We start from the raw sequence: 17,341 nt of genomic DNA, 5'->3' as shown, positions 1-17,341 counted from the left end.
TGCCGTCGGCGAGTGCGCCCGGCGTGACCGGCGCGGCGGCACGCGCAGCGCGCTCCGCGATGCGCTCCTTCGCCGCTGCGACGGCGTCGGGCGCGGGCGAGGAGACGACGAGGTCGTTCTCGGCGTCGACGATCACGGTGTCGCCGTCGGCGAGGCTCGCGGCATCCGCTGCGCCCACCACCGCCACGATGGACTTCTCACGCGCGAGGATCGCGGTGTGCGAGGTGGGGCCGCCGTCGATCGTGATGAGCCCGAGCACCTGCGTGAGGTCGAGGAGCGCCGTGTCGGCCGGCGCGAGGTCGCGGGCGACGAGCACGAACGGATGGCCCGGATTGGGCACGCCCGGCGCGGGCACCTTCAGCAGGTGCGCCACCACGCGCTGCGACACGTCGTCGAGGTCGGCGGCGCGCTCGCCCATGTAGCCGCCCATCGACGTCAGCAGGTCGCGGAACGCGGCGAACGCCTCGAACACGGCGCGCTCGGCGGTCTTGCCGTCGGCCAGCCGCTTCACGACGTCGTCCATGAGCGTCGGGTCCTCGGCCATCATGGCCTGCGCCTCGAGCACGTCCTGCGCGGCGCCGCCGGCCTGGGCGCCCTTGCGCTGCAGGTCGTCCGCGACGACCGAGACCGACGCGCGGGCTCGCTCCTCCTCGCGGGCCGGGTCCAGGTGGCTCGGTCGATCCACCGGTTCCGGCAGCCGCTCGGACATCCGTACGACCGGTCCGACGGCCACGCCCTGGCCGATGCCGGTGCCTCTGAACTCCATCATTCGCCCTCCCCATTCGGTTCGATCGAGGACGGACGCTGCAGGCTACTCGTCGTGATCGGTGCTGAGCAGCTCGACGAGCTCGTCGAGCACGCGCTGCTCGTCGCCGCCGTCGACGGCCACGGTGACCTCGTCGCCGTGGTCGATGCCCTGCGCGATGACGGCCAGGATGCTCGCCGCGTTGACGGGAGCCCCTCCCGCCTTCGCGATCGTGACGCTCGCCCCGGATGCAGCGGCGGCCTGCGTGAACAGCTTCGCCGGCCTGGCGTGCAGTCCGTGGCTCGATCCGACTCGAACAGTGCGTTCCACCATGTCTCCGGCCTCCGTCGCTGGCGTCCGTTCCCGTGTTCACCATAGACCCGTGCGTGCGCGGAGGGAACGGGCTTGCGCGGCGTGGGCGTGTTCATGCTCGGGCTCCGATGATCGCGATCGCGAGGTCGAGCGCTGCGTCGCCGTCGAGCGCGCGGGTCTCGCCGGGCAGCACGGCGACGGGCACGGATGCCGCGGTCGCCAGTTGCTCGAGTGCGTCGAGCCTCGGCACGAGGTGCACGCCCACGAGCAGCGCGTCGGCGCCGTCGAGCGCGTCGGCGAGGGTCTGCTCGCCGGCAGCCCGGACGTCGACGGCGATACCGCGCGCCTCGGCGGCCCGACGGATGCGCAGCGCGGCGAAGGTGCTCGACGCACCCGCTCCGCACACCACGACGATCCGCATCATCGGCCTCCTCGCCGAGCCTTGCCCGGTCCTCTTCGATCGGTCACGGCGGAAGCCGCGAACATGCCGAGTCTCCTCCCGAGCCGCGGGGTGCCGCCAACAGATCCGCTTCCGCACCCCCGGAAGATGCGTCGCATCCGCTCCCCCGGCCGCCCGGCAGGTGGTTGACTGGGCTGCACCCGCCCGACGACCGTGCGCGCCGCGGCGGAGAGGAATCGGAGCGGGGCTGAAGGTGTCGGACAACTGGGAGCGTCTGGTCGAGGTCCTCGCCGACGACGACGCCCCGGTCACGGCCGCCCGACTCGCCGACCGGCTCGGAGTCTCCGCCCGCACCGTCCGCTCCTATGTCGCGCAGGCGAATCGCACGGGCGAGATGGTCGTCGAGTCCGGACCCGACGGCTACCGCCTGGACCGCATGGCCTGGGCGCGGGTCCTCCACGCCCGCTCGGACGCCGAGGCCACGGCCACGCCCGACGGTCGGCGTGCCCGCCTCATCCGCGACCTCGTCGACGCCCGCGACGGACTCGACGTGCACGACGTCGCCTCGGAGGCGCACGTGAGCGAGTCCACCGTGGAGGCGGACCTCGGGCGCGTCCGCGCACGCCTGCAGAACACCGGCCTCGCGCTCGTGCGCGACGGCAGCAGGGTCCGGATCGCGGGTCCCGAGACGGCGATGCGCCGGCTCCTCGGCTCGCTCGTGCGCGAGGAGGGGCGACGCGGCATCCGCGACCTGTCGTCGCTGCGCGCCGGGTTCCCGTCCATGGAGGGCTTCCGCTCCTCGCTCGTCTCGGGCCTCCGGGATGCCGGGTACGCTCCGAACGAGTACGCGCTCGACGACGTGCTGCTGCACGTCGCGATCGCGCTCGACCGGGTCGGTCGGGATCACGTGCTCGTCGACGCGGAGGACGCCGCGACGTCCGCGACCGCCCCCGCCGCATCGGGGGCACCCGACGCCGGAGCGGAGGACGGAGCCGTCTCGACCGCCGCCTCGGCGCCCGCGGCGCTCTCCATGCTCCTCGACCGCCTCGTGCGCGCGGAGTTCGACGTGCGCCTCCCGCCCGCGGAGCTCGAGCACCTGGCACGGCTCGTCGGAACGCGCGTCGCGACCTCCCAGCAGGGCCCCGCCCGCGAGGCGGTCGTCCGCGAGATCGTCGCGCGCATCTCGCAGGAGTGGCTCGTCGAACTCGGCGACGACCGGTTCATCGAGCGCCTCGCCCTCCACGTCGAGAACCTGGCCGCCCGGGCCGCCGAACAGAGCTACTCGCGCAACCCGCTCACCGCCTCCATCAAGTCCGCGTACCCGCTGATCTACGACCTCGCGGTCTACCTCGCCAGCGAGCTCGCCCGACTCGAGGGCATCACGGTGAACGACGACGAGATCGCCTACCTCGCGATGCACCTCGGCGCACAGCTCGAGCGCACCCGGTCGCGGGGCGACGTCGTGCGCGTCGCCGTCGACGTCCCCGAGTACCACGACGCCCGCGAGCTGCTCGTGGAACGCCTGCGGAACGCCCTGGGCGACGAGGTCGACCTGGTCGACGACGAACCCGACGAGGCCGACCTCGTGGTCGCGGTGCTCCCGCCGGACTCGCCGATGCCCGCCGTCATCACGGTCGCGCCCTTCCCGACGGACGACGACGTCGATCGGGTGCGCGCGGAGGTCGCGCGCCTCCGGCGCGGCCGTCGGCGAGCACGGCTGGCCTCGACGCTGTCCCACTCGATCGGGCCCGAGCTCTTCGTGCGGGGGGTCGGCGGACGCGACCGCGAGGCGGTGATCCGCCTGCTCGGCGACCGCCTCATCGATGCGGGCGTCATCGACGACGCCTACGTGCAGGGCGCCCTCGAACGCGAACGGATGTCGTCGACCGCGTTCACCGACCTGCTCGCCGTGCCCCATGCGATGACGATGACGGCCACGCGGAGCGCGATCGCCATCGCGATCGACGAGCGGGCGATCGAATGGGGCGAGGCGAACGTGCACGTCGTCGCGCTGATCGCGTTCGCGGAGGACGGCCGCGCGGAGTTCCAGTCGGTGTTCGACCAGTTCGTCGAGGCGTTCTCGGAGCCGGAGAACGTGCGCCGGCTCGTCCGGGGGGCGACCGACTACCCCGGACTGCTGGCCGAGCTGTCCGGCCTCATGACGACCTGACGGATGCCGCGCCGCGGGCGGTCAGGCGATCGGCACCGGCCGCACGCCGTGGCCCGCGAGCCCCGCGGCTCCGCCGTCGGGAGCGGTGAGCACCCAGATCCCGTCGGCATGCACGGCGACGCTGTGCTCGACGTGCGCGCCGTCTCCGCCGTCCGCCGTCGCGACGGTCCAGCCGTCCTCGCGGACGAACGTCGCGGGGTCGCCCGACGTGATCATCGGCTCGATCGCCACGACGAGTCCCGGGCGCACCCGCGGCCCGCGACCGCGGACCGCGTGGTTGTAGACCGACGGCTCCTCGTGCATCGCACGGCCGATGCCGTGGCCGCCGTAGCCCTCGATGATGCCGTAGTCGCCCGACGCCTCGACGGACGCCTCGATCGCCTCGCCGACCTCGTTCAGGTGGCGGGCCGAGGCGAGCGCGGCGATGCCGGCCCACAACGACCGCTCGGCCGACTCCGCGAGGCGCTCGCGGGCGAGCACCACGTCGGGCCGGGCGGGGTCGGGCAGGACGACCGTGAAGGCGGCGTCGCCGTTCCAGCCGCCGATCTCGACGCCGCCGTCGACCGACACGATGTCACCGGGTCGGAACGGCCGCGCGCCGGGGATCCCGTGCACGACGTCGTCGTCGACCGACACGCAGAGCGTGTGCGAGTAGCCCGGGACGAGGCGGAAGTTCGAGCGGCCGCCGCGGGCGCGGATCACCTCGTCGGCCGCGGCGTCGAGGTCGAGCGGGGCGGCGCCGACGACGAGTCGCTCACGCGCTGCGGAGAGCAGCGCCGCGGTCGCCTCGCCCGCCGGGACCATGGCACGCAGCTCGGCCGGCGTCTTGAGCTTCAGTCGGCCGAACACGCGGCGCGACGTCAGGCTGCGCCGGCGCTGCGACCGTGCGCGTCGCTGCCGTTCGGCTCGAGGCCGCGCGTCGCGAGTGCGGCGAAGATGCGCTCCGTGACCTCGTCGAGCGTGCCGACGCCGTCGATGCGGACGACGACGTCCTTCTCGCGGTACACGTCGAGGATCGGAGCCGTCTCGCGCTCGTAGATCGCGAGGCGGTTCGCGATGACCTCCTCCGTGTCATCCGTGCGGCCCTGGTCGATCGCGCGCTGACGGAGTCGGGTGATCGACTCCTCGCGCGGGACCACGAGCTCGATGACCGCGTCGAGCGACTCGCCTCGACCCGAGAGGAACGCCTCGAGGTCGTCGACCTGGCCGCGGTTGCGCGGGTAGCCGTCGAGGAGGAAGCCGCGCGCGGCATCCTCCTGCTCGAGGCGGTCGCGGACAAGCTCGCTCGTCAGCTCGTCGGGGACGAGGTCGCCGGCCTCGATGATCGCCTGGACGCGCTTGCCGAGCTCGGTGCCGCCCTTGACGTTCTCGCGGAAGATGTCGCCGGTGGCGACCTGCGGGACGCCGAAGGCCTCGGCGACGAGCACGCCCTGCGTGCCCTTGCCCGAACCCTGCGGACCGACGATGAGGAACCGGGCGGAGGGGGTCTGCGTCATCGGAGGAGTCCTTCGTAGTGGCGCTGCTGGAGCTGGGCGTCGATCTGCTTCACGGTCTCGAGGCCGACGCCCACGATGATGAGGATCGACGCGCCGCCGAACGGGAAGTTCTGGTTCGCGCCGAACCACGAGAACGCGACGAGCGGCAGCAGTGCGATGAGGCCGAGGTAGATCGAGCCCGGCAGCGTGATGCGGGTGAGGACGTAGTCGAGGTACTCGGCGGTCGGACGGCCCGCGCGGATGCCGGGGATGAAGCCGCCGTACTTCTTCATGTTCTCGGCGACGTCGTCGGGGTTGAACGTGATCGCCACGTAGAAGTACGTGAAGCCGACGATGAGCAGGAAGTACAGCAGCATGTAGAGCGGGTGATCGCCCTGCGTCAGGTAGTTCGTGATCCACACGACCCAGGCCTGCGGCTCCTCGCCGGCCGCGGGCTGGTTGAACTGCGCGATGAGCGCCGGCAGGTACAGCAGCGAGGAGGCGAAGATGACGGGCACGACGCCGGCCATGTTCACCTTGATCGGGATGTAGGTGTTGTTGCCGCCGTAGGTGCGGCGCCCGACCATGCGCTTGGCGTACTGGACCGGTACTCGGCGCTGCGACTGCTCGACGAAGACGACGGCCACGACCACGAGCAGGCCGATCGCCAGCACGAGTGCGAAGACGTCCCAGCCGCGGGCGACGCCGATGCCCCACAGGGAGGTCGGGAAGGTCGCGGCGATCGAGGTGAAGATGAGCAGCGACATGCCGTTGCCGACGCCGCGCTCGGTGACGAGCTCGCCCATCCACATGATGAGGCCGGTGCCGGCGGTCATCGTGACGACCATGAGGAGGATCGCGTACCACGCGTCGTTCGTGATCAGCTGCGAGCACGCGGGGTCGGAGTTGGCCGGGAACAGCGCGCCCGAGCGGGCCACGGTGATGAGCGTCGTCGACTGGAGGACGCCGAGCGCGATCGTCAGGTAGCGCGTGTACTGCGTGAGTCGCGCCTGGCCGGACTGGCCCTCCTTGTAGAGGGTCTCGAAGTGGGGGATGACCACGCGCAGCAGCTGGACGATGATCGACGCCGTGATGTACGGCATGATGCCCAGCGCGAAGACCGACAGCTGGAGGAGCGCGCCGCCGGAGAAGAGGTTGACGAGCTCGTAGAGGCCGGACGCACCCTGGTTCGCCGCCAGGCACTGCTGGACGTTGCCGAAGTCCACGAACGGCGCCGGGATGAACGAGCCGAGGCGGAACAGGGCGATGATGCCCAGCGTGAAACCGATCTTCCGGCGAAGGTCGGGGGTGCGGAAGATCCGCCCGATGGCGTTGAACACTCGTCCTCCTGTTACTGACGCCGCAGTCAGTATGAATGCGGCTCGAGCCTGTCGAGACCCCCGTGAATCATACGCGAGGTCCCGACAGGCTCGAATTCCGTGTGTGGTGCAGCGGCCTTACTTGACCGAACCGCCGGCGGCGACGATCTTCTGCTCTGCGGAGCCGGAGACCTTGTCGACCGCGACGTTGAGCTTCACCTGGATGTCGCCGTTGCCGAGCACCTTGACGCGCTCGTTCTTGCGGACGGCACCCTTGGCCACCAGGTCGGCGACGGTGACGTCGCCGCCCTTCGGGTAGAGCTCGGCGAGCTTGTCCAGGTTGACCACCTGGTACTCGACGCGGAACGGGTTCTTGAAGCCGCGGAGCTTCGGCGCACGCATGTGGTACGGAAGCTGGCCGCCCTCGAAGCCGGGGCGCACGGTGTTGCGGGCCTTGGTGCCCTTCGTGCCGCGACCGGCGGTCTTGCCCTTCGAGCCCTCACCGCGACCCACGCGGGTGCGGTCCTTCTTGGCGCCGGGCGCCGGGCGAAGGTGGTGCACCTTGAGGACGGGCTCGCGCACGACGTCCTCGGGCTCCTTCTTCGCCGGAGCCTTCTTCGCCGGGGCCTTCTTCGCAGGGGCCTTCTCGGCCTTCGCGTCGTCGGCCTTGGCAGCGGCCTTGGCCGGGGCCTTCTTCTCGGCGGCCGGCTTGGCAGCGGCCTTCTTCTCGGCAGCCGGCTTGGCGGCGGCCTTCTTCGCGGGAGCCTTCTTCGGGGTCTCCTCGGCGGCGACGTCCTTCGTCTCGTCAGCCATTAGTCGATCTCCTCAACCGTCACGAGGTGGGCGACCGTGTTCACGTAGCCGCGCACCTGGGGGGTGTCCTCGCGAACGACGCTCTGGCCGATCTTCTTGAGACCGAGGCTGCGCAGCGTGTCGCGCTGGTTCTGCTTCTCGCTCACCTTGGACTTGATCTGGGTCACCTTGAGCTGCTTGGCCATCAGGCACCTGCCTTCGCTGCTGCGGCGGCCTCGGCCGCCTGGGCCTCGGCACGCAGCAGGCGGGCGGGCGCGACCTGGTCGTAGTCGAGACCACGACGTGCGGCGACCGCGCGCGGCTCCTCGAGCTGCTTCAGCGCCTCGACCGTGGCGTGCACGATGTTGATGGTGTTCGACGAACCGAGCGACTTGCTCAGGACGTCGTGGATGCCGGCGCACTCGAGCACGGCGCGGACCGGACCACCGGCGATGACACCGGTACCGGGGCCGGCCGGGCGCAGGAGCACCACACCGGCGGCCGCCTCGCCCTGGACGGGGTGCGGGATGGACGCGCCGACGCGCGGGACGCGGAAGAAGTTCTTCTTCGCCTCCTCGACGCCCTTCGAGATCGCGGTCGGCACCTCGCGCGCCTTGCCGTAGCCGACGCCGACGAGGCCGTTGCCGTCACCCACGACGACGAGCGCCGTGAAGCTGAAGCGACGGCCGCCCTTGACGACCTTCGACACGCGGTTGATGGTGACGACGCGCTCGAGGAACTGGCTCTTCTCGGCGTCGCGATCGCGACGGTCGCGGCCCTGGCCGCGGTCGCGGCCGCCACGGCGGCCCTCGCGCTCGTTGCGCGGCGGCTCCGAGGAAGCTGCCGTCTCGACGGGTGCCTCTGCGGCCACCTCGGTCTCCTTCACAGTGTTTTCGCTCACAGGCTCAGTCCTGCCTCTCGCGCTCCGTCGGCGATCGCTGCGACGCGACCGGCGTACTTGTTGCCGCCGCGGTCGAACACGACCGAGTCGACGCCGGCCTGCTTCGCGCGCTCGGCGACGAGCTCGCCGACCTTCTTCGCCTTGGCGGTCTTGTCACCCTCGAACGCACGGAGGTCTGCCTCCATGGTCGAGGCGGATGCCACGGTGTGGCCCTTGCTGTCGTCGACGACCTGCACGAAGACGTGGCGGGCCGAACGCGTCACCACGAGGCGGGGACGCAGCTCGGTGCCGACGATCTTCTTGCGAAGCCGGGTGTGGCGGCGCGAACGCGCAGCCGACTTGCTCTTGACGGCCATGATTACTTACCAGCCTTTCCGGCCTTGCGACGCACGACCTCGCCGGCGTAGCGGATGCCCTTGCCCTTGTAGGGCTCGGGCTTCTTGATCTTGCGGATGTTGGCGGCGGTCTCACCGACGGCCTGCTTCGAGATGCCCGAGACGGTGATCTTGTTGTTGCCCTCGACCGTCAGCGTGATGCCGGCGGGCGGCTCGACGGTGACCGGGTGCGAGAAGCCGAGCGCGAACTCGACCGCGCTGCCCTTCTGCGCGACGCGGTATCCGGTGCCGACGATCTCGAGGCCCTTGGAGTAGCCCTGGGTCACGCCGACGATGTCGTTGGCGATGAGGCTCCGGGTCAGGCCGTGCAGCGAACGCGACTCGCGCTCGTCGTCGGGGCGGGAGACGAGGACCTGGTTGTCCTCGACCTTGACCTCGATGGGCTGCGCCACGGTGAGTGCGAGCTCGCCCTTCGGGCCCTTCACGGTGACGGCGCGGCCGTCGACCTTGACGTCGACACCGGCGGGGATGTCGATGGGAAGTCGTCCGATTCGTGACATGGATCTACCACACGTAGGCGAGGACTTCCCCACCCACGCCCTTCTTCTCGGCCTGGCGGTCCGTCAGCAGACCGCTGGAAGTGGACAGGATCGCGACGCCGAGGCCGCCGAGCACCTTGGGGATCTCGGTCGACTTCGCGTACACGCGGAGGCCGGGCTTCGACACGCGCTTGATGCCCGCGATCGAGCGCTCGCGGTTCGGGCCGAACTTGAGCTGCAGCGTGAGCGTCTTGCCCACGCGCGCGTCGGCGACCTCGAAGCCGGAGATGTAGCCCTCGGACTTGAGGATCTCGGCGATGTGCCCCTTGAGCTTGGAGTGCGGCATCGACACGGTGTCGTGGTGCGCGGAGTTGGCGTTGCGCAGGCGCGTCAGCATGTCAGCGACCGGGTCGGTCATCGTCATGACACTGGTTTCCTTACGTTCACCAGGTTTCAGGACCCGTTACACGGGGACTGACCTGTGGTGGTGGCGGCACGCGGTTGCGGACCGCCGTATGCCGGTGCCGGCGGGGCCTCGGATGGTTCCGAGACCCGCCGGCGCAGGCACAAACTCGTAGAGTCTACTACGGACTACTGGGCGGACTCGTTCGACTTGAACGGGAAGCCGAGCGCCTTGAGCAGCGCGCGACCCTCGTCGTCGGTCTTGGCGGTGGTCACCACGGTGATGTCCATGCCGCGGACGCGGTCGATCTTGTCCTGGTCGATCTCGTGGAACACGGACTGCTCCGTGAGACCGAACGTGTAGTTGCCGGTGCCGTCGAACTGCTGGTCCGAGAGGCCGCGGAAGTCGCGGATACGGGGCAGCGCGAGCGAGAGCAGGCGGTCGAGGAACTCCCACATCCGGTCGCCGCGCAGCGTGACGTGCGCGCCGATCGGCTGTCCCTCGCGCAGCTTGAACTGCGCGATGGACTTGCGGGCCTTGGTGACCTGCGGCTTCTGGCCGGTGATCTTGGTGAGGTCGGCGATCGCGCCGTCGATGACCTTGCCATCGCGCGCGGCCTCGCCGACACCCATGTTGACGACGATCTTCGTCAGGCCCGGGACCTGGTGCGGGTTGGTGTACCCGTTCGCCTCGGTCAGGGTCTTCGTGATGTCGGTCTGGTACTTCTGCTTGAGGCGCGGCTGGATCTTGCCAGCCGGCGCGGCAGTCGCGGTGTCAGTCATTAGAGGTCCTTACCTGACTTCTTGGCGTAGCGGACGCGGACCGTCTTCTCGACGCCGTCCTTGGTGACCGTCTCGGTGCGGAAGCCCACGCGGGTCGGCTTCTTGGTCTCCGGGTCGACGATCGCGACGTTCGACACGTGGATCGGGGCCTCGTGGGTCTCGATGCCACCGGTCTTCGAGCCGCGCTGGGTCTGGCCGACGCGCACGTGCTTCGTGACGTAGTTCACGCCCTCGACCACGACGCGGTTCTGGTCGACCAGGACCTCGATGACGCGACCCTGCTTGCCGCGGTCGCCGCCGCGGGCCTGGCTGCGGCCCGAGATGACCTCGACGAGGTCGCCCTTCTTGATCTTGGCCATGTTTACAGCACCTCCGGCGCCAGCGAGATGATCTTCATGAACTTCTTGTCGCGAAGCTCCCGGCCGACCGGCCCGAAGATGCGGGTGCCGCGAGGGTCACCGTCGTTCTTGAGGATCACCGCGGCGTTCTCGTCGAACTTGATGTAGGAGCCGTCGGGTCGACGGGTCTCCTTCACGGTGCGGACGATGACGGCCTTGACCACGTCGCCCTTCTTCACGTTGCCGCCCGGGATCGCGTCCTTGACGGTGGCGACGATGACGTCGCCCAGGCCCGCGTAGCGTCGGCTGGAACCGCCGAGCACGCGGATGGTGAGCAGCTCCTTGGCGCCCGTGTTGTCGGCGACCTTGAGCCGGGATTCCTGCTGAATCACTTCGTACTCCTTCTGGGAAGCAAGCCCGGGGGCTTACTTGGCCTTCTCGACGATCTCGACCAGGCGCCAGCGCTTGGTGGCGCTCAGCGGGCGGGTCTCGGAGATCACGACGAGGTCGCCGATGCCGGCGGTGTTCTGCTCGTCGTGCGCCTTGACCTTCGACGTACGGCGCATGACCTTGCCGTACAGCGGGTGCTTCACGCGGTCCTCGACCTCGACGACGATGGTCTTGTCCATCTTGTCGCTGACGACGTAGCCGCGACGGACCTTGCGGTAACCGCGGACGAGCTCGGCCGTCTCGGCGACCTCGGCCGCAGCCTTCTTGGTCTCAGCCATGATCAGGCCTCCTTCGTCTCGGCCTCGGCGTCGGCGGATGCCTCGGCCTTGGCCTTCTTCGTCTTCTTCGCGGGCGCTGCGGGCGCCTCGACCGGCGCGGGCGTGGCACGGATGCCGAGCTCGCGCTCACGGATGACCGTGTAGATGCGGGCGATGTCGCGCTTCACGGCACGCAGGCGGCCGTGGCTCTCGAGCTGGCCGGTGGCGGCCTGGAAGCGGAGGTTGAACAGCTCCTCCTTGGCCTTCTTCAGCTCGTCGACGAGACGCTCGTCCTCGAAGGTGTCGAGCTCGGTCACAGCGAGCTCCTTGGAACCGACGGCCATTATGCGTCGCCCTCCTCGCGCTTGATGATGCGTGCCTTGAGGGGCAGCTTGTGGATTGCACGGGTCATGGCCTCGCGAGCGAGTTCCTCGGAGACGCCCGAGACCTCGAAGAGGACGCGACCCGGCTTGACGTTGGCGACCCACCACTCCGGCGAACCCTTACCGGAACCCATGCGGGTCTCGGCCGGCTTCTTCGTGAGCGGACGGTCGGGGTAGATGTTGATCCACACCTTGCCGCCACGCTTGATGTGACGCGTCATGGCGATACGAGCGGACTCGATCTGACGGTTCGTCACGTAGGCGGGGCTCAGGGCCTGGATGCCGTACTCGCCGAAGGAGACCTTCGTGCCGCCGGTGGCCTGGCCCGAACGGCCGGGGTGGTGCTGCTTGCGGTACTTGACTCGACGGGGAATCAACATGGTTATGCCTCAACTCCTGCTGCGGCCGCCTCCTGCGCACGGGGCGCACGGCGACGGTCGTTACGGTCACGCGACGGCTTCTGGGAGGCCTGCTCGCGGGCGAGCTCCTTGTTGGTGATGTCGCCCTTGTAGATCCAGACCTTCACGCCGATGCGACCGAAGGTGGTCTTGGCCTCGTAGAAGCCGTAGTCGATGTTCGCGCGGAGCGTGTGCAGCGGCACACGACCCTCGCGGTAGAACTCCGAGCGGCTCATCTCGGCGCCGCCGAGGCGGCCCGACACCTGGATGCGGACACCCTTGGCGCCGGCGCGCTGCGCGCCCTGCAGGCCCTTGCGCATCGCGCGGCGGAAGGCCACGCGGGCGGAGAGCTGCTCGGCGATGCCCTGCGCGACGAGCTGGGCGTCGGCCTCGGGGTTCTTGACCTCGAGGATGTTGAGCTGGATCTGCTTGCCGGAGAGCTTCTCGAGGTCGGCGCGGATGCGCTCGGCCTCGGCGCCGCGGCGGCCGATCACGATACCCGGGCGTGCCGTGTGGATGTCCACGCGGACGCGGTCGCGGGTACGCTCGATCTCGATGCGGCTCACGCCGGCACGATCGAGCGACGTCTGCAGCAGGCGACGGATCTTGACGTCCTCGGCGAGGTAGTCGGCGTAGCGCTGTCCGGGCTTCGTCGAGTCTGAGAACCACCGCGACACGTGGTCGGTGGTGATGCCGAGACGGAAGCCGTACGGGTTGACCTTCTGACCCATTACTTCGTACCCTCCTCGGGCGTGCCGAGCACGACGGTGATGTGGCTCGTGCGCTTGTTGATGCGGAAGGCACGACCCTGCGCGCGCGGCTGGAAACGCTTGAGGGTGGTGCCCTCATCGACGTACGCCGTCTTCACGTAGAGATCCTGCTCGTCCAGGTAGGTGTTCGTGGCATCGGCCTTGACGCGAGCGTTCGCGATGGCCGAGGCGACGAGCTTGTACACCGGCTCGCTCGCACCCTGCGGGGCGAACTTCAGGATGGCCAGGGCCTCCTGTGCCTGCTTGCCGCGGATCAGGTTGACGACGCGGCGGGCCTTCATGGGGGTCACGCGGATGTGACGCACGCGGGCGATCGACTCCACCATTTCTCTCCTCCTTCACGCCACCGCGTCAGCGGCGGCGGCCCTTCTTGTCGTCCTTCACGTGTCCACGGAAGGTGCGGGTGGGCGCGAACTCGCCGAGCTTGTGGCCCACCATGGTCTCGGTGACGAACACCGGGATGTGCTTGCGGCCGTCGTGCACGGCGATCGTGTGGCCGAGCATGGCCGGGACGATCATCGAGCGACGCGACCACGTCTTGATGACGTTCTTGGAACCCGCGTCGTTCTGCGAGGCGACCTTGCGAAGCAGGTGCTCGTCGACGAAGGGGCCCTTCTTGAGGCTGCGAGGCATCTTCTCTTACTCCTACTTGCGCTTCTTGCCGACGGTGCGACGACGGACGATGAGCTTGTCGCTCTCCTTGTTGGGGCGACGGGTGCGTCCCTCGGGCTGGCCCCACGGGCTCACCGGGTGACGACCACCGGAGGTCTTGCCCTCACCACCACCGTGCGGGTGGTCGACCGGGTTCATCGCGACACCGCGGACGGTCGGGCGGACGCCCTTCCAGCGCTTGCGGCCGGCCTTGCCCCAGTTGATGTTCGACTGCTCGGCGTTGCCGACCTCGCCGACGGTCGCGCGGCAGCGCGCGTCGACGTTGCGGATCTCGCCCGACGGCAGGCGGAGCTGCGCGTAGGGGCCGTCCTTCGCGACCAGGCGCACCGAGGCGCCGGCCGAACGCGCCATCTTCGCGCCGCCGCCGGGGCGGAGCTCGATGGCGTGGATGACGGTACCGGTCGGGATGTTGCGCAGCGGCAGGTTGTTGCCGGGCTTGATGTCGGCGGCCGGGCCCGACTCCACGAGGTCGCCCTGCTTGAGCTTGTCGGGAGCGATGATGTAGCGCTTGGTGCCGTCCACGAAGTGCAGCAGCGCGATGCGCGCGGTGCGGTTCGGGTCGTACTCGATGTGCGCGACCTTGGCGGGCACGCCGTCCTTGTCGTTGCGACGGAAGTCGATGACGCGGTACTGGCGCTTGTGGCCACCGCCGACGTGGCGGGTGGTGATGCGGCCCTGGTTGTTGCGACCACCGGACTTCGACAGCGGGCGGAGCAGCGACTTCTCGGGCGTCGAGCGCGTGATCTCGGCGAAGTCGGCGACCGACGAACCGCGACGACCCGGGGTCGTGGGCTTGTACTTGCGAATAGCCATAGTGAGGTTCCTCTGCTCCTTAGCCGACGTTCGTGAAGATGTCGATCGAGCCGGACTTGAGGGTGACGATCGCGCGCTTGGTGTCCTTGCGCTTGCCCATGCCGAAGCGGGTGCGACGCGTCTTGCCCTGACGGTTGAGGGTGTTGATCGAGGCGACCTGGACGTTGAAGATCTTCTCGATGGCGAGCTTGATCTCGGTCTTGTTCGCGCGGGGGTCCACGATGAACGTGTACTTGCCCTCGTCGATCAGGTTGTAGCTCTTCTCCGAGACCACCGGCGAGATGATGATGTCGCGGGGGTCCTTGTTGTGCGCGGCGCTCATGCGGAGACCTCTTCCTTCTTCGCCTGCTTCGCGGCGACGAACGCCTCGAGCGCGGCCTTGCTGAAGACGATGTCGTCGGAGACGAGCACGTCGTAGGCGTTCAGCTGGTCGACCGGCAGGACGTGCACGGTCGGGATGTTGCGGACCGCACGCTCCGAGAGCTCCTCGTCGCGGGTGAGCACGACGAGCTGGTGCTTCGACGGGGCGATCCCGGCGAGGAGCGCGACGGCGTCCTTCGTCTTCGGGGCCTCGCCGTTGGCGAGCGACTCGACCGCGTGGATGCGGCCGCCGCGAGCGCGGTCGGAGAGCGCGCCGAGCAGGGCCGCGGCGATCATCTTCTTGGGGGTGCGCTGCGAGTAGTCACGGGGCTGCGGGCCGTGGACGACGCCGCCGCCGGTCATGTGCGGTGCGCGGATCGAGCCCTGGCGGGCGCGGCCCGTGCCCTTCTGCTTGAAGGGCTTGCGGCCGGCACCGGAGACCTCGCCGCGGGTCTTGGTCTTGTGCGTGCCCTGGCGCGCGGCGGCGAGCTGGGCGACGACGACCTGGTGGATCAGCGGGACGTTGGTCTGCACGTCGAAGAGCTCGGCGGGCAGCTCGATCGAGCCGGACTTCTTGCCGGTGACGTCGAGGACGTCGATGGTGGCAGCGGTAGCCATCTCAGGCTCCCTTCACAGCGTTGCGGACGAACACGAGACGGCCGCGAGCACCGGGGACCGCGCCCTTGACGAGCAGCAGGCCCTTCTCGGCGTCGACGGCGTGCACGCGGAGGTTCAGGACGGTGACGCGCTCGCCACCCATTCGACCGGCCATGCGCATGCCCTTGAAGACACGGCTCGGGGTCGACGAGGCGCCGATCGAACCGGGCTTGCGGTGGTTGCGGTGGGCACCGTGCGACGCGGAGACGCCCGCGAAGTTGTGGCGCTTCATGACACCGGCGAAGCCCTTGCCCTTCGACGTGCCGACGACGTCGACCAGCTGGCCGGCCTCGAAGGTGCCGTCGACGGTGAGCTCCTGGCCGAGCGCGTAGTCCGCGGCGTCGGCGGTGCGCACCTCGGTCACGTGGCGGCGCGGCGTGACGCCGGCGGCCTCGAAGTGACCGGTGAGGGGCTGGGTGACCTTGCGGGGGTCGATGGCGCCCGCGGCGATCTGGACGGCGGAGTAGCCGTCCTTCTCCTGCGTGCGGAGCTGGGTGACCACGTTGGGGGCGATCTCGATGACGGTGACCGGGATGAGCTTGTTGTTCTCGTCCCACACCTGGGTCATGCCGAGCTTGGTGCCGAGCAGACCCTTCACGTTCTTTGCAGTGGTGGACATGTCGTACCTCAGAGCTTGATCTCGATGTTGACGTCGGCCGGAAGGTCGAGACGCATGAGCGAGTCGACGGCCTTGGGCGTCGGGTCCACGATGTCGATCAGGCGCTTGTGGGTGCGCATCTCGAAGTGCTCGCGGCTGTCCTTGTACTTGTGGGGCGAACGGATGACGCACACCACGTTCTTCTCCGTCGGAAGCGGCACGGGGCCGACGACCGTGGCACCCGCGCGGGTCACCGTGTCGACGATCTTGCGCGCCGAGGTGTCGATGACCTCGTGGTCATACGACTTCAGTCGAATGCGGATCTTCTGTCCCGCCATTGCTGACTCTCTCTCTGTCAAGGCGTCTTACCCCTTCCGAGGGCATCGGACGCCGCGTAGCTACTCCGTGTGAAGCACCACTGTTCTTCTGTCAAAGGCCGGTGATCGAGCCTGTCGAAGCCACCCCGTGGTGCGGTGGCCTCGACACGCTCGACCTCGAGCCCCAACCGACCCCCGCGCTCGGGCGTGTCGCACTCGCGGAAACGGGCATGGGCCTTCTGCACGCAGGCATGGGCCATGCTCGGATCTGAGGGTGTCGGTTGTGGTGTCCTGCTGCCCGCGGCCTAGCCTGACCCGTGGCACTCCGTGGAGCTTCCGGTGGCTATGCACTGCCTGGCAGTGATTCGAACGGAGCGCAGCAAGGCACGCCGTTCGAAATGTTGAACTCATCGAGTTTGCCACACTCGGGCACTTCCGTGCAACCCGGGCGTGTCGCGGCCGCGAGGCTCACCGCATCCTCCCAGTCAAGCGGATGCCGCGGCATCCGTCGTCGTGGTGGAATCGGTGCACGGCAAGCCGAGGGAGGACTCGATGACGGAGCATGCGCACGCGGTCGGCGAACGGATCGGACCTGGCAGCGTCTCGGTGACCCGCACCGGCCGGCGCACCTACGAGGGCCTGAACGAGCGCGGGTCGACGGTGCTCATCGGGCCCGTCGAGGCCCCGGGCCACTTCACGCCCGGCGAGCTCCTCAAGCTCGCACTGGCGGGCTGCGCGGGCATGAGCGCCGACTCCGTCGCCGCGCGCCGCCTCGGCGACGACGTCGCGATCACGGTCTGGGCGCACGGCACGTCGAAGGACGACAACCGCTACCGGGAGATCGACGAGGAGATCGTCGTCGACCTCTCCGCGCTCGAGCCATCGGATCGCGAACAGCTGGCGGCCATCATGGCCCGTGCGATCGCGAGGGCGTGCACGGTCGCGCGGAGCGTCGAGGGGTCCATCGACCTCCGGACGACCGTCGACGGCATCGAGATCTGAGGCGCCGCCCCGCTCCCCCGGCCGGGTCACTCCCCCGTCTGCGCCGGACGCTCGCAGGCCTCGGCGCCCGCTGCGCTCGGTCCGACGATCCCCGCGGCCACGAGGAGCGCCGCGAGCGTGGCGACCGAGCCGAGCAGCAGGGCCGACCGCGGC

At 69.4% G+C, this 17,341-nt stretch carries 28 protein-coding genes; 2 read left to right on the top strand and 26 right to left on the bottom strand.

Annotated features, from left to right (window positions below; translation table 11 throughout):
• The 3 genes from ESO86_RS02680 to ESO86_RS02670 all read right to left on the bottom strand — a co-directional run.
• On the bottom strand, positions 1–769 hold a 769-nt coding region (locus tag ESO86_RS02680), incomplete at its 3' end, for a phosphoenolpyruvate-utilizing N-terminal domain-containing protein (RefSeq protein ID WP_242492172.1).
• A 42-nt stretch (positions 770–811) separates the two neighbouring features.
• The gene (locus tag ESO86_RS02675) at positions 812–1,078 is read right to left on the bottom strand and encodes an HPr family phosphocarrier protein (protein WP_129233352.1); all 267 of its coding nucleotides are present in this window, start codon (positions 1,076–1,078) and stop codon (positions 812–814) included.
• A 91-nt stretch (positions 1,079–1,169) separates the two neighbouring features.
• Positions 1,170–1,481 carry a PTS sugar transporter subunit IIB gene (locus ESO86_RS02670; protein WP_129233351.1) on the bottom strand — a complete coding sequence of 104 codons (312 nt, stop codon included), beginning with the start codon at positions 1,479–1,481 and terminating at the stop codon, positions 1,170–1,172.
• Positions 1,482–1,710: 229 nt separating this feature from the next.
• Here ESO86_RS02670 and ESO86_RS02665 point away from each other — a divergent pair, with 229 nt between their 5' ends.
• Complete coding sequence (locus ESO86_RS02665; protein ID WP_242492171.1) at positions 1,711–3,627, top strand: BglG family transcription antiterminator; 1,917 nt, start codon at positions 1,711–1,713, stop codon at positions 3,625–3,627.
• 21 nt (positions 3,628–3,648) lie between these two features.
• On the opposite strand, the gene map is transcribed toward ESO86_RS02665, so the two are convergent.
• The 23 genes from map to rpsJ all read right to left on the bottom strand — a co-directional run bounded on the left by map (position 3,649) and on the right by rpsJ (position 16,207).
• A complete protein-coding gene (gene map, locus ESO86_RS02660; RefSeq protein WP_277985210.1) occupies positions 3,649–4,476 on the bottom strand; it encodes a type I methionyl aminopeptidase in 828 nt (275 codons plus the stop codon).
• An 11-nt stretch (positions 4,477–4,487) separates the two neighbouring features.
• Entirely contained in the window at positions 4,488–5,123 is a 636-nt protein-coding gene (locus ESO86_RS02655) for an adenylate kinase (RefSeq protein WP_129233349.1), read from the bottom strand.
• Positions 5,120–6,442 carry a preprotein translocase subunit SecY gene (secY, locus tag ESO86_RS02650; RefSeq protein WP_129233348.1) on the bottom strand — a complete coding sequence of 441 codons (1,323 nt, stop codon included), beginning with the start codon at positions 6,440–6,442 and terminating at the stop codon, positions 5,120–5,122. The genes ESO86_RS02655 and secY overlap by 4 nt, the downstream gene beginning before the upstream one ends.
• Positions 6,443–6,559: 117 nt before the next feature.
• Positions 6,560–7,234 (bottom strand): 50S ribosomal protein L15, encoded by a 675-nt coding sequence (gene rplO, locus ESO86_RS02645; RefSeq protein WP_129233347.1) that lies wholly within the window; start codon positions 7,232–7,234, stop codon positions 6,560–6,562.
• Positions 7,234–7,419 carry a 50S ribosomal protein L30 gene (gene rpmD, locus ESO86_RS02640; RefSeq protein WP_129233346.1) on the bottom strand — a complete coding sequence of 62 codons (186 nt, stop codon included), beginning with the start codon at positions 7,417–7,419 and terminating at the stop codon, positions 7,234–7,236. Before rpmD ends, rplO begins: the two co-directional genes overlap by 1 nt.
• The gene (gene rpsE / locus ESO86_RS02635; RefSeq protein ID WP_129233345.1) at positions 7,419–8,114 is read right to left on the bottom strand and encodes a 30S ribosomal protein S5; all 696 of its coding nucleotides are present in this window, start codon (positions 8,112–8,114) and stop codon (positions 7,419–7,421) included. Before rpsE ends, rpmD begins: the two co-directional genes overlap by 1 nt.
• Positions 8,111–8,470: a 50S ribosomal protein L18 gene (gene rplR, locus ESO86_RS02630; RefSeq protein ID WP_129233344.1), complete on the bottom strand. Its 360-nt coding sequence runs from the start codon at positions 8,468–8,470 to the stop codon at positions 8,111–8,113. Before rplR ends, rpsE begins: the two co-directional genes overlap by 4 nt.
• A gap of 2 nt (positions 8,471–8,472) precedes the next feature.
• A complete protein-coding gene (rplF, locus tag ESO86_RS02625) occupies positions 8,473–9,009 on the bottom strand; it encodes a 50S ribosomal protein L6 (RefSeq protein WP_129233343.1) in 537 nt (178 codons plus the stop codon).
• Between the two features lie 4 nt (positions 9,010–9,013).
• Positions 9,014–9,412: a 30S ribosomal protein S8 gene (gene rpsH / locus ESO86_RS02620; RefSeq protein ID WP_129233342.1), complete on the bottom strand. Its 399-nt coding sequence runs from the start codon at positions 9,410–9,412 to the stop codon at positions 9,014–9,016.
• Between the two features lie 167 nt (positions 9,413–9,579).
• Positions 9,580–10,173 (bottom strand): 50S ribosomal protein L5, encoded by a 594-nt coding sequence (rplE, locus tag ESO86_RS02615; RefSeq protein WP_129233341.1) that lies wholly within the window; start codon positions 10,171–10,173, stop codon positions 9,580–9,582.
• Positions 10,173–10,532 carry a 50S ribosomal protein L24 gene (gene rplX, locus ESO86_RS02610; protein WP_129233340.1) on the bottom strand — a complete coding sequence of 120 codons (360 nt, stop codon included), beginning with the start codon at positions 10,530–10,532 and terminating at the stop codon, positions 10,173–10,175. Before rplX ends, rplE begins: the two co-directional genes overlap by 1 nt.
• Before the next feature lie 2 nt (positions 10,533–10,534).
• Entirely contained in the window at positions 10,535–10,903 is a 369-nt protein-coding gene (gene rplN / locus ESO86_RS02605) for a 50S ribosomal protein L14 (RefSeq protein ID WP_129233339.1), read from the bottom strand.
• Positions 10,904–10,936: 33 nt separating this feature from the next.
• A complete protein-coding gene (rpsQ, locus tag ESO86_RS02600) occupies positions 10,937–11,239 on the bottom strand; it encodes a 30S ribosomal protein S17 (protein ID WP_129233338.1) in 303 nt (100 codons plus the stop codon).
• 2 nt (positions 11,240–11,241) lie between these two features.
• A complete protein-coding gene (rpmC, locus tag ESO86_RS02595; RefSeq protein WP_129233337.1) occupies positions 11,242–11,562 on the bottom strand; it encodes a 50S ribosomal protein L29 in 321 nt (106 codons plus the stop codon).
• A complete protein-coding gene (gene rplP, locus ESO86_RS02590) occupies positions 11,562–11,981 on the bottom strand; it encodes a 50S ribosomal protein L16 (RefSeq protein WP_129233336.1) in 420 nt (139 codons plus the stop codon). Before rplP ends, rpmC begins: the two co-directional genes overlap by 1 nt.
• 2 nt (positions 11,982–11,983) lie before the next feature.
• Positions 11,984–12,730: a 30S ribosomal protein S3 gene (gene rpsC, locus ESO86_RS02585; protein WP_129233335.1), complete on the bottom strand. Its 747-nt coding sequence runs from the start codon at positions 12,728–12,730 to the stop codon at positions 11,984–11,986.
• A complete protein-coding gene (rplV, locus tag ESO86_RS02580) occupies positions 12,730–13,095 on the bottom strand; it encodes a 50S ribosomal protein L22 (protein ID WP_129233334.1) in 366 nt (121 codons plus the stop codon). The genes rpsC and rplV overlap by 1 nt, the downstream gene beginning before the upstream one ends.
• Positions 13,096–13,120: 25 nt before the next feature.
• Positions 13,121–13,402, bottom strand: coding sequence for a 30S ribosomal protein S19 (rpsS, locus tag ESO86_RS02575; RefSeq protein WP_129233333.1), 282 nt, complete (start codon positions 13,400–13,402; stop codon positions 13,121–13,123).
• 12 nt (positions 13,403–13,414) lie between these two features.
• A complete protein-coding gene (gene rplB / locus ESO86_RS02570) occupies positions 13,415–14,254 on the bottom strand; it encodes a 50S ribosomal protein L2 (RefSeq protein ID WP_129233332.1) in 840 nt (279 codons plus the stop codon).
• A gap of 19 nt (positions 14,255–14,273) precedes the next feature.
• Complete coding sequence (rplW, locus tag ESO86_RS02565; RefSeq protein WP_129233331.1) at positions 14,274–14,576, bottom strand: 50S ribosomal protein L23; 303 nt, start codon at positions 14,574–14,576, stop codon at positions 14,274–14,276.
• Positions 14,573–15,232: a 50S ribosomal protein L4 gene (gene rplD / locus ESO86_RS02560; RefSeq protein ID WP_129233330.1), complete on the bottom strand. Its 660-nt coding sequence runs from the start codon at positions 15,230–15,232 to the stop codon at positions 14,573–14,575. Before rplD ends, rplW begins: the two co-directional genes overlap by 4 nt.
• 1 nt (position 15,233) lies before the next feature.
• Positions 15,234–15,890 (bottom strand): 50S ribosomal protein L3, encoded by a 657-nt coding sequence (gene rplC / locus ESO86_RS02555; protein WP_129233329.1) that lies wholly within the window; start codon positions 15,888–15,890, stop codon positions 15,234–15,236.
• A gap of 8 nt (positions 15,891–15,898) precedes the next feature.
• On the bottom strand, positions 15,899–16,207 hold the full coding sequence (gene rpsJ, locus ESO86_RS02550) for a 30S ribosomal protein S10 (RefSeq protein ID WP_017201594.1): 309 nt from the start codon (positions 16,205–16,207) through the stop codon (positions 15,899–15,901).
• Between the two features lie 429 nt (positions 16,208–16,636).
• On the opposite strand from rpsJ, the gene ESO86_RS02545 reads away from it, so the two are divergent.
• Positions 16,637–17,188: an OsmC family protein gene (locus tag ESO86_RS02545; RefSeq protein WP_242492170.1), complete on the top strand. Its 552-nt coding sequence runs from the start codon at positions 16,637–16,639 to the stop codon at positions 17,186–17,188.
• Positions 17,189–17,341: the final 153 nt, after the last annotated feature.

The organism is Agromyces binzhouensis (genome assembly GCF_004135055.1).
GTDB classification, from domain to species: Bacteria; Actinomycetota; Actinomycetes; order Actinomycetales; family Microbacteriaceae; genus Agromyces; species Agromyces binzhouensis.
Note: the sequence above shows the minus strand (reverse complement) of the source record. Positions and strands in the feature narration are given on the sequence as shown.